Here is a 10,210-nt window from a genome sequence, read left to right as displayed (position 1 = left end):
CTATTTAAAACCAATAAGTAAGAAAAAGTCAATAATAAAATTTGGAATTTTTTTAAATTCTTTTGGATTTTCCGAGTTGAAGAAGTTAAAATTTTTTATTTGAAACCGAAATAAGAATCAGAGGCGCAATTGGCATGGTTATCAGGTTCTAATATCTCAGCCTGCACAAAACCCAGCCCCAATCCCAGGATTTGAGCTGCTGCTTTAGATAAGTCGAACATTCTCCCATCAATGAAGGGTCCTCTATCGTTGACTCGAACGACTATGTGTTTATCTCCATATGTTATTCCCAAGTAAGTTCCAAAGGGCAAAAAGATTGAGGCACAGGTGAAGTCATTTTCATTGAATATCTCTCCACTCGATGTCGGACGCCCATTAAATTCATTACCGTACCAGCTGGCTACCCCATAGAACTTTAACCCAGTTGCTCTATAATTTTTGGGCATGGTTTCTCCGGTGATATAATATTCCATAACATATGGTTGAACATAACAGGGAGCGGTCCTCACCTCTGCACAAAGGGGGAGACTATTTTTTGCTCTTTTCAACCTCTCCGATTGTTTCCTTTCTTCCTCTTGTTTCAGCAAATTCCGTAATTCTCGATCCATATTGATCAGAAGTACTTGCTTTTTCGTCAACTTTGCCTTCAAGAGACTCAATTCAGCCTTTTTTCTTCGACGCAATATTAATTGCTCCAATTTTTCCTTTGCTAGCTCTTTCCTCATTTGTTCAACCTTGGATTTTTTTCTTTGGATATCATCGATGAGTTTAAGGTCACATTCGATGATTCGGGATAGAACGGCAATTCTCGTCAAAAAGTCCTTAAAATCGCCGGCTCCAAGGAGAATTTCGAGAAATTGAACACTTCCATTTTTATAAATCTCTCTCAGCCGAGTATTTAGAATGTTTCTTTTGATCTCCAATTTCCTCTCCATCGAATCCAGTTTGGAGTACATTTTGAGCATCTTTCTCCCGGTGACTTCAAGTTCGGAGTTGATGGCCAAGTAAAGTTCCTGGGCGAAATCAATCTCAGCTTGAAGTTCTCTTATCTCTTTCGATACTTCTTTAACTTGAGATTTTTTCTCGTGCAGTGATTTGCTGGCATGAGCCAGGAGGGAAAGAGAAAGAGAGATTATGAGCAGAAAGCATATTATCTTGGTGAATCTCCCGAGCCCCATCGCTTCTCCTTTTCCTCGTCTGTATTCTTATCGGTCAAAAGAGTTTAAATTTTATACAAACTTTTTTTGGAAGAAGGAGATTTGCTTTCAGTACAGAACTTAAGGATAGAGACCTCCTGGACGATAAAAAAGACGATAGTTCATGAGAAAATTACTCAGCAATTTTTGAAGTAGTGATCGCTGGAGGGATTATGGGTGATTGAAAAGAGTCGTTCCTTCTTAGGAGTTCTCTTCTGCATTTTGATCTTCTTCCTGATAATCTCCATGGCAATTCCCACTTTTGCTACCCCTACAGCTATACAGCAAAAGAAGGCGGAAGCTACTCGGGTCAAAGCGCAGATTGAGGAGATGAATAGAGCCCTGGAAGAAGCGGTTGAGCAATATAATTCGGCTGTGGTTAAACTGGAGGAAACCCAAAAGGCCATCGCGGCGAATAGATTAAAGCTCACAAAGTCCAGGGAGGAACTGGTGCAAAACCAGAAGGTGCTTAATGAACGCATCGCTGGGATTTACAAACATGGGGAGGTAAATTTCATCTCCGTTCTGCTATCCACCAAGAACTTTGATAACTTTTTGGTCCGTTTAGATTGGTTGATTCGCATAGGAAGGCAAGACCTCGAGGTTTTGCGGCGGATTCAAAGGGTTAAGAGACAGATAGAGGAGATTGAATCGAAGCTGGAGGAGGAAGGAAGACGGCAGTTGGCATTAAAGAGGGAACTTGAAATAAAGAAGCAGCAGATTGAGGGACAAATACGGGGAAGGAAGGCATTTCTTTCAAGCATTGAGGAGGAAGTTGCTCGATTAATTAGGGAAGAGGAGGAGAGGCAAGCCAGGCTAAGAGCTGAGGCCCTACGTCGGGCTCAGGAGGAGGCTCGACAGGCTGCTGAACGAAGGGCGAGAGAATCCTCGGAAGGGCGATCATCGGGAAATTCAGAAGGAGAGAAGCCAAAGAAGCCAGAAGAATCTAAAGGCAGCGATCCTCCCGCTAATCCCAGTAGGGGAAGAAAGGTTGTTTCCATTGCCATGAAGTATATAGGTGCACCATATCATTGGGCGGGGGAGGGCCCTGGGGGTTGCCCAACGGGAGAACATTCAATCTGTTTTGACTGTTCTGGATTCACCATGTACGTATACAAACAGGTGGGAGTGACCCTTCCCCACTCATCGGCAGCGCAATACCATCGCGGCAAACCCGTAAGTTATGACAACTTGAAGCAAGGAGATCTCGTATTCTTTGGGAGGGATGGTATCTCCCATGTGGGCATTTACATTGGTAATGGAAATTTTATTCATGCTTCAACGAATGGGGATGCAGTTAGAGTCCAGGCTCTAAGCTCTCGCTCCGATTACATTGGAGCTTGCCGTCTTTAATTTTTGGCTCTTTCGAATTTCCCACTTTATACCATCGGTATATTTCCTCATGCTTATTTTGACTCATTTTGTAGGATTTTTTAATCCGCGAGCGAATCTTCTTATAAACACCCTGTCTGGGGAAAGGAGCTGGCGTGGCCTTAGATCCAAGGAAATATTATAATGAAGAATGCTATGCTTTACAGAATTGTATGCATTGTGCGGACTGTATCGCCTTCGCTCTGAGGTATCTTAGAGAGGCAGAATTAGCTCCTGATAAGCGGGAGGAGGCGGCGACAAGAAAAAGAAGAACGGTCATAAAATTCATTCTCTCGACGATAGCGTCGGAGAATCTTCCCTGTGAAAAGGCACTTCCTCTCGTGGATTTAAAGACCTATGTAAACAAGCTTTTGCAGGGGGAAGAAGAACTCCCCATCTGTCATTATGATTTCAGATGAATGTATGCTCGAGCTCTTGATGCAAGAGAGAATAGAGGGGGATAGATGTGCCTCGGAGGGAGTTGGGTAAATACCATTTGAGACGATTACAAGAGACATTCTGTTGGGTAGCTCTCGGTATTACCCTTCTGGTCATTGTTTTCATGGCATATGCCTTTTTTCAAGAGCGATCTGTAGTTAAACCTGTACCAAGGGTTTCCGTTGAGAGGAAAAGCGAGCCTCCACGGAGCAAGCCCAAGCGGGTCAAAGAACCAATTAAGATAATCGGTGAAATAAAAGTGATCGTTGACGGACTTAACCTTCGTTCCTCCCCAGAAAAGGCTCCAGGCAATGTCATAGGTGTCTTAAGGAAAGGGAGGGGGTTAAAGGTTGTCTCAAAAAGCGATGGATGGTATGAGGTGGTTACCCCCGATGGCAAAAGGGGGTATGTTTCCGCCCACCCTAGATACGTGAGGATTCTTAAAATGAAACGATGAGGGAGCAAAGTTGAGGAAGATTTTTGGGAATGCCAAGGATTTTTATCGGGCAAGGATCGTGAGGATAGAAGAGGAGACCCCTCCCGATTTTGATTGGAGGGAGGACATACTTTATCGGTCTCCGCCTAAGTACAGGGGAAAAGTTCAGATTAGATACGATGTTGAGATAGTGGGCATGGATAGTGGAGCGACTCATCTGGTGAAAAGTTGTAAAATTCGTGAAAAAGCGGAGTCTGAACTCGAAAAGGTAGAGGAGGACCTCGAGGATTTGACCAAAATGCAGTTTGAGAGGAAATATAAATTGGAATAAATGGAATGTCCCAAGAAGCCTTCCTTGAGTCACCCCCTACTTACAACCTTCCCATTTCATACTCCGCAATTGTTCTTTTACTCTAGCTAACCTCACAGCCAGCTATTTCGATTCCCAACTTTGGAGCTGCTACTGGTACGATTGCTTTCGGAGTTCACCTCTTAGGACTTCTTGGGACAAGTAAAAGTTACCACATCTTCAAATGAATGTCAATAAAATTTTTTACTCCATTTTTAGTCTTTTTTCGAACACATGTTTGATATGATGAACTTAGTTTTTCCAATAACTTTCGAACTCAATATTCGGGCTTTTACTCTGGTAATCAGAGAATACAAAATAAATATGCGATCCGACAAAGCCGTTACAGATCAGACGATGAGTTTTCTAAAAGGGAGATTGATTCCAAGTCTATTGGATAAAAAAATAAAAAAGATCGTAAAAAGTATATATAAACCTTAGCAAACAAATTTCCGGGGCTTAGAAGCAAAATGCAAAAGCTCTCTGGACTCCAAATTTTGAGGGGAATGATCAAATGGATACGTTCGATAATATATCTTATGTCAAATTATCCTTTATTAATTTCTTCCCTTAAACTCGCATGCTTCATCCTCAAGGGAAATGCTTTTTTGAATCGCCTTCCTTTATATTTTTCGCCATCGTGCACATAAATTCCTCAGTTTTTATTAAGACTTTCCATTTTCCTTGAGCGCTACTTCGCATTTGTTTTTCGCACATATGTTCGTACAGCCTCTTCGTTGAAGGGTAAAATCCAAATTACGAGTGCTTTAGAATGTGATCTTTTAAACTGCGTGCCTTTTCAGGACAGTGTCTTGAGACGATTTCAATCGCTTGCTCCCTCAATTTATTGTGTTCAATCTTGCAGCCTCGGGGTATCTCGCCTCGAATGGCAGCGCTAGTATTCTCAGTGATTTGGATCAGTTCGGTGGCGATTATTCCATTTAACCAGATTAAATCCTTGAGCACTTTTAGCATTTGTTGAGTCTCATGAATTTCCATCGATGAATCCTCCCCAATTTCCGTTGGCAAGAAAGCCAAAATTTTAGGATTTGGGAGAATATTAGTGATATGAATCTAAAGTTTGACTCGAGCCTTTAAAAGGAAAATTTAAAGCCCGCTAATCCGTGAATAAATCCACTATTCTTCCCGCTAAAACCTCTACTAAGCCCTTATCCGTTAATTTTAACTCGGGGATCACCGCTAAGGAAAGGAAAGATAAAACCATAAAGGGATTCACCACCCTTGGATTGAGTTCAAGGACGGCCCTCCCTAGTTCTTTCACCTCCCGATAGACCTCTTCGAGTGTTTTATCCGACATGAGCCCGGCGATGGGTAAAGGTACACAGGTTGTTTTTCCACCCCTGGCTACAGCCAATCCCCCTTTCGAGTTTACGATCGCATTGACCGCCATTGCCATATCATGATCATTCGTTCCAACGACGACTATATTGTGAGCATCGTGGGCAACTGTGGAAGCCAATGCTCCCGATTTAATGCCAAATCCTTGAACCAAACCCAGGGACTTATTTCCCGTACCTTTATGGCGTTCAATGACCGCGATTTTGATTATATCATTCTCCGTATCGGCTACCACTTCCCCATTTTCCACCTTTGGGGAGAGGATCAGTTCCTTCGTTATTATTTGATTTGGAATTATGCCCATCACCCGGCATCTCTTTCCCTTGGCGGGAATGGTAAAGTAAGAAAAATCAATTTTTTTAAATCTTACACTATCCTTTACCTTTGTGGGAGGTTCGATCTTCTTGATATCCTTAACGATTTCTCCTTTCTGTACAATCAATTGCCCGCTTTTATAAACGGAGTTTATGAACACCGAGTTAAGATCATCCAAGACTACGAGATCTGCTAGGAATCCGGGGGCTATGGCTCCTCGATCCCTCAAACCAAAATAATTTGCCGGATTGATGGTTCCAAGTTGAAATGCCCGAATGGGATCCAGCCCCCGGGCAATGGCCATTTTTAAGAGCGCGTTAATTTCACCTTCTTCGATGAGATCCTCGGGATGCCTATCATCGCTCACCAGAAGGCATCTGGGGGCGGTAAATTCATCGACGATGGAAATGAGATTTTTTAAGTTTTTGGCCGTGGAACCCTCTCGGATCATTATAAACATCCCCCGCTTCAGCTTTTCTCTGGCCTCTTCCAATTGGGTGCACTCATGATCTGAGCGGATTCCCGCTGCAATATAGGCGCAAAGTTCCCTTCCGGAAAGACCCGGGGCGTGTCCATCAACGAGATTGAATTTCAGTTCAAGTTTTTCCATAACTGCTGGGTCTTCTGATATCACTCCAGGAAAATTCATCATTTCCGCCAGACCCAGGATGGATTCTTCACCCATGAGGGGCTCGAGATCCCTTGCGGAGAGTATAGCTCCACCCGTCTCTAGATGGGTTGCGGGTACGCAGGAAGGAAGCATGAAGAAGATGGAAATAAGACCATTTTTTGCTGCCTCAATCATGTATCGGATTCCCTTAACTCCCGCTACATTGGCAATCTCGTGAGGATCCGCTATTACGGTGGTTGTCCCATTAAGAATCGCCGCTCGAGAGAATTCTTCGGGGCAAAGCATGGTCGATTCTATATGCAAATGTCCATCGATGAAACCCGGGACCAAATACTTGCCTTTGATGTCAACCTCTAGTTCACCCTTGTAATCACCTATACCTGCGATTTTGCTTCGATATATGGCTACATCGCCCCATTCGATTTTCCCATCGAGTACATTAACGATTTGGGCATTTTTGAGGACGAGATCGGCTTTTTTCCCTCCTCGAGCGACCCGAATGAGCTCCCTCATGAAGCCACCTTCCATTTATTCTTATCTTCCTGAGCTTCCGAATCCTCCACTTCCCCGCCCCGTGGCATCGAGTTCACTGACCACCCGAAAGGTTATATTCTCAATCCTTTGGATAATTAGCTGGGCTATTTTATCTCCCCTTTTTACCTCGAAACTTTTTCGGGTATCTTGATTGATTAAAATAACGCAAATTTCTCCGCGGTAATGAGAATCTATGAGCCCGGGGGTATTAAGTATGCTGATGCCGTGCTTTAAAGCTAGTCCGGATCTTGGTTGGATGAAGCCTGCATATCCTAGGGGGATACTTAGGGCGATTCCGGTGGGTATTAATGCTCTTTCCCCGGGCTCAAGGATGATATCAATGCGGCTGTAGAGATCACAACCAGCATCGCCATCATGGGCATATCGAGGAATTGGTAGGTCTTTATCCAATTGCTTTAGCTTGACTTCCATTAGATCAAATCCCCTCTGGTTAAATCCCCAAAAGTTTCTCATCCCGCTCCCCTGAGCTTTGTGGGCACGAATTTATTACATTCCTCAACCAATTTGAGTAGATATTCCCTCGAATAGGGTTTAATTTTTCCAACCTCAGGGTCAAGTACGGTTCTAGGGTTGAATTGCTGTAGCACATATCGCTTGGCACCCAAATGTCCAAGATATTTTGCAACTTCTAGAATATCCTCCCTTTCAACGAATCTAGGTACAACGGTGGTTCTAAATTCATGGTCGATTCCCAATCTTAATATGAGATGTATGCTCTCCTTTATTATCTCCGTTTTAATCTTCGTCCTCGTGGCCAGGGGATACTTTGGAAGGGCTGTCTTGATATCCATGGCCATAAAATCCACGAGTTTATCCTGAATTAACTGGCGGAGAACCCGAGGCAGGGTCCCATTGGTATCCAACTTCACTGGATACTCCAATTTTTTGATCTCGGACAATAAATTCTTGAGTCCGGAGTGGATGGTGGGCTCTCCGCCAGTGACCACGCAACCGTCTAACCACGATTTTTTGGCTTTGAGGTGCTTTTCTACCTCCTTCCATTCCACATTGGGGATGCTATCCGGGCGAGTGATCAGGGGGGCATTTTGGCAAAATGGGCACCTTAAATTGCAGCCCCCCACGAATAAAGTGGAGGCGAGTTTGCCATCCCAGTCTAACATGGTTACTGGAATAAATCCTTTGATTTCTACAGCTTTTGTAGGCATTTCTGTATTTCATCAAGGGATGGCAACTCGCCATGCCAAGAGTGAACCTCCCTTCCGTTATCGTTTGTAATAACGATGGAGGGTGTGGACATTATTCCATAGAATACCGCCTCAGCGAGCCCATTCGCTTCATCTAAGTTATGATACTCCACGTTATCGACATCAACATTGGCAAGGAGGGCTTTGGCTGCGGGACATCTCGGGCAATCCGGTTTCCAAAACAGCTTCACTTTCACCATTACGCCCCCTCAGATTAGTTCTTATTCTTTCCTTAAGTTCTCCCATCTTCCCCTTATTCCACGTGGGGACTTTCGAGAAATAGCCCACGATGCGGGTGATTCCATATACGTCATTGGAACTACAAAGGGGACAAATGTCAGATAAGCCCCGGGAAGTCCTCCTGCAATTATCGCAAACGGTAAATTCCGGGCTGAAGGCTATCTGCGCACAGTGTGTGTTTTTGAATGTTTTAATGACGAAATTTTCGATGGATTCCGGGGATGGTTCATTTTCGCCCAGCCAGATGTGGACTATACTTCCAGCTTCGATTAGGGGGTGAAATAAGCTCTGCTTTTCAACCCTCTCAGTATAATCTATTGGTGCATCCACTGCCAGGTGAATGCTGTTCGTGTAGTAGTATTCGTTATTTTGGATGTTACCCTTAATTACCTTCCTTGTCTGTTCCGGATAATATTTCATATCGAGCTTTGCCAGGCGGTAACCACTGGATTCAGCCGGGGATTCTTCCAGCACTAGTTTGCTCTCGTACATATCCGATAACTGTTTGCATTTCAGATTCATGTGCGAGACCACCTTCAGCCCGAACTTCAGGGCCTCTTCAGATTCATGTAGCTCTTGTCCCAGGTGAGCCTGGACCATTTCGTTTAAGCCCAATAATCCAACCAGGTAAGTGAGCCGATCCAGGCGAAGATATGGATCACCATTCCGCGATACACTGAGCAGAGCCAGGGGGCCACTCTTTCCAAGATCCAAGAGGCTTTTAATGAATCCTTTCTTTTGGAGGTGAGCCTTGGCGACCAGTTCGAGGATCCGATTGAGCTCTGTGAAAAGGAGCTCGTCATTACCATGGCTTTTATAGGCTATTCGCGGAAGATTGATGGTGATGTTTTGAAGAGCCGAAAACCTCATTTTTTCAGGAGTTTTCGCCTCTTCCAGATCCTTTTCCCCGAGTCTTAACTTCAATCTGCAACATTGTGATACGGTGGTTTCATCTCCCCTATCAAAAACGAAGTAGGTGATGCCATGCTTACTCGCCACTTTACACGCAAGATGGAGAAATTCTTCCCAACCGGGTGTCTTAAAGGAATCCTCATTTATGTGCAGTAAGGGCTTTGGGAAGATGAACGTCTTTCCCAAAGCATCTCCTTCGAGATAAACCTCAAACATCGCCTTCAGGAAAAGCTGTGCCTCCCTTTCGTATTCCCTGTACGTTTTTCCGGTATATCTTCCACCGGGACCAATGGCTGGGGTATCCCTGAAATGTCTCGGTATATTCCAGTAGAGATTGAAATCCGTGAACACCACCTGGGAGCCCCTGGCCCCTGCGAGTTGATTGAATTCATATATGAGCATTTGCGCCAGTTGTCGAATTTCCTTATAGGAGCGATCCACAAGATAGGGAGCAAAAAACATGTTTACGGCTTCCCAGCCCACGGCGCCAGCATAATGAGCTTGCAGGCTTGAGGCCATTTTTACCATGTGTCCGATGAGGACTTCTGCATGTCTCGCTGGCTTGGAAGTACTGGTGATATTGGGTAGAGCCAAACCATACTTTTTAATATATTCCAGTGAATGACCCCCGCAATAAGGTCTCACTATAAATCCCAGATCGTGGAGGTGGATATCTCCCGTCAGATGTCCCAGGGCCACGTCTTCGCTGAAGACCTTCCTCAAGGCGAATTCCTTTAGGATGGTTTCGGCGATGGTGAGATTGATGGATTCCGGGTTATGTGTTGTGTTGCTATTTTCTTTATTGGCACTCATGATGATTTGCTCCACATCGTACATTGGCAATCCGAGGTGGGAGTGTTTTTTATGTATCATTGTTAAACCGCGCTCGATCAATTCGATGTCGATGAGCTCCCGAATTATGCTGGTCGTGATGGTACCAAAGTTGCTTTCAAATATTTTCCTCTCCACGGCATCCGCTATTTCCTGAGCGAGTTCGCTGCTGGCGCCCGTCTCCTTAATTAAAGAGTTCACGATCTTCGATTTATCCCAGCTGTTGATCTCACATTTTGAGGAGGTACTGACCAGAAGAGCGATGTCGGTAGTATCACTCGGTTTCGGAAGGTTCTTTATCACATTAATAATCTTTGGAGCCAATTTGTGTTCCTCCCTTACAGGAATTTTGCATCAAATCTTATAATATAT

11 protein-coding genes are annotated in these 10,210 nt (G+C 44.3%); 4 read left to right on the top strand and 7 right to left on the bottom strand.

Annotation, left to right across the window (positions count from 1 at the left end; translation table 11 throughout):
* Positions 1-95: 95 nt before the first annotated feature.
* Positions 96-1,178 carry a septal ring lytic transglycosylase RlpA family protein gene (locus AB1466_04305; protein MEW6189320.1) on the bottom strand — a complete coding sequence of 361 codons (1,083 nt, stop codon included), beginning with the start codon at positions 1,176-1,178 and terminating at the stop codon, positions 96-98.
* A gap of 195 nt (positions 1,179-1,373) precedes the next feature.
* Between AB1466_04305 and AB1466_04300 the strand changes: the two genes are divergently transcribed.
* The 4 genes from AB1466_04300 to AB1466_04285 all read left to right on the top strand — a co-directional run bounded on the left by AB1466_04300 (position 1,374) and on the right by AB1466_04285 (position 3,772).
* Positions 1,374-2,549, top strand: coding sequence for an NlpC/P60 family protein (locus AB1466_04300; protein MEW6189319.1), 1,176 nt, complete (start codon positions 1,374-1,376; stop codon positions 2,547-2,549).
* Between the two features lie 134 nt (positions 2,550-2,683).
* Positions 2,684-2,986: a hypothetical protein gene (locus AB1466_04295; GenBank protein MEW6189318.1), complete on the top strand. Its 303-nt coding sequence runs from the start codon at positions 2,684-2,686 to the stop codon at positions 2,984-2,986.
* 47 nt (positions 2,987-3,033) lie between these two features.
* On the top strand, positions 3,034-3,462 hold the full coding sequence (locus tag AB1466_04290) for an SH3 domain-containing protein (GenBank protein MEW6189317.1): 429 nt from the start codon (positions 3,034-3,036) through the stop codon (positions 3,460-3,462).
* A 10-nt stretch (positions 3,463-3,472) separates the two neighbouring features.
* Complete coding sequence (locus AB1466_04285) at positions 3,473-3,772, top strand: hypothetical protein (protein ID MEW6189316.1); 300 nt, start codon at positions 3,473-3,475, stop codon at positions 3,770-3,772.
* A 774-nt stretch (positions 3,773-4,546) separates the two neighbouring features.
* On the opposite strand, the gene AB1466_04280 is transcribed toward AB1466_04285, so the two are convergent.
* The 6 genes from AB1466_04280 to nrdD all read right to left on the bottom strand — a co-directional run bounded on the left by AB1466_04280 (position 4,547) and on the right by nrdD (position 10,162).
* Positions 4,547-4,789 (bottom strand): hypothetical protein, encoded by a 243-nt coding sequence (locus tag AB1466_04280; GenBank protein MEW6189315.1) that lies wholly within the window; start codon positions 4,787-4,789, stop codon positions 4,547-4,549.
* Positions 4,790-4,907: 118 nt separating this feature from the next.
* The gene (gene ade, locus AB1466_04275) at positions 4,908-6,608 is read right to left on the bottom strand and encodes an adenine deaminase (protein MEW6189314.1); all 1,701 of its coding nucleotides are present in this window, start codon (positions 6,606-6,608) and stop codon (positions 4,908-4,910) included.
* Between the two features lie 21 nt (positions 6,609-6,629).
* Positions 6,630-7,103, bottom strand: coding sequence for a dUTP diphosphatase (gene dut, locus AB1466_04270; protein ID MEW6189313.1), 474 nt, complete (start codon positions 7,101-7,103; stop codon positions 6,630-6,632).
* Entirely contained in the window at positions 7,100-7,816 is a 717-nt protein-coding gene (locus AB1466_04265; GenBank protein MEW6189312.1) for an anaerobic ribonucleoside-triphosphate reductase activating protein, read from the bottom strand. The genes dut and AB1466_04265 overlap by 4 nt, the downstream gene beginning before the upstream one ends.
* The gene (locus AB1466_04260) at positions 7,798-8,055 is read right to left on the bottom strand and encodes a thioredoxin family protein (GenBank protein MEW6189311.1); all 258 of its coding nucleotides are present in this window, start codon (positions 8,053-8,055) and stop codon (positions 7,798-7,800) included. Before AB1466_04260 ends, AB1466_04265 begins: the two co-directional genes overlap by 19 nt.
* Positions 7,979-10,162 carry an anaerobic ribonucleoside-triphosphate reductase gene (nrdD, locus tag AB1466_04255; protein MEW6189310.1) on the bottom strand — a complete coding sequence of 728 codons (2,184 nt, stop codon included), beginning with the start codon at positions 10,160-10,162 and terminating at the stop codon, positions 7,979-7,981. Before nrdD ends, AB1466_04260 begins: the two co-directional genes overlap by 77 nt.
* Between the last annotated feature and the right edge of the window lie 48 nt (positions 10,163-10,210).

This window comes from Actinomycetota bacterium, assembly GCA_040755895.1.
Classification (GTDB): domain Bacteria; phylum Actinomycetota; class Aquicultoria; order Subteraquimicrobiales; family Subteraquimicrobiaceae; genus Subteraquimicrobium.
The sequence above is the reverse complement of the archived record's forward strand: the minus strand, read 5'-3'. Positions and strand labels throughout refer to the sequence as shown.

What these genes read in the sequence shown, in the direction of transcription:
- AB1466_04305 (MEW6189320.1), bottom strand. Translation starts at nt 1,178, where the DNA reads ATGGGGCTCGGGAGATTCACCAAGATAATATGCTTTCTGCTCATAATC.
- AB1466_04280 (MEW6189315.1), bottom strand. Translation starts at nt 4,789, where the DNA reads ATGGAAATTCATGAGACTCAACAAATGCTAAAAGTGCTCAAGGATTTA.
- ade (MEW6189314.1), bottom strand. Translation starts at nt 6,608, where the DNA reads ATGAGGGAGCTCATTCGGGTCGCTCGAGGAGGGAAAAAAGCCGATCTC.
- dut (MEW6189313.1), bottom strand. Translation starts at nt 7,103, where the DNA reads ATGAGAAACTTTTGGGGATTTAACCAGAGGGGATTTGATCTAATGGAA.
- AB1466_04265 (MEW6189312.1), bottom strand. Translation starts at nt 7,816, where the DNA reads ATGCCTACAAAAGCTGTAGAAATCAAAGGATTTATTCCAGTAACCATG.
- AB1466_04260 (MEW6189311.1), bottom strand. Translation starts at nt 8,055, where the DNA reads ATGGTGAAAGTGAAGCTGTTTTGGAAACCGGATTGCCCGAGATGTCCC.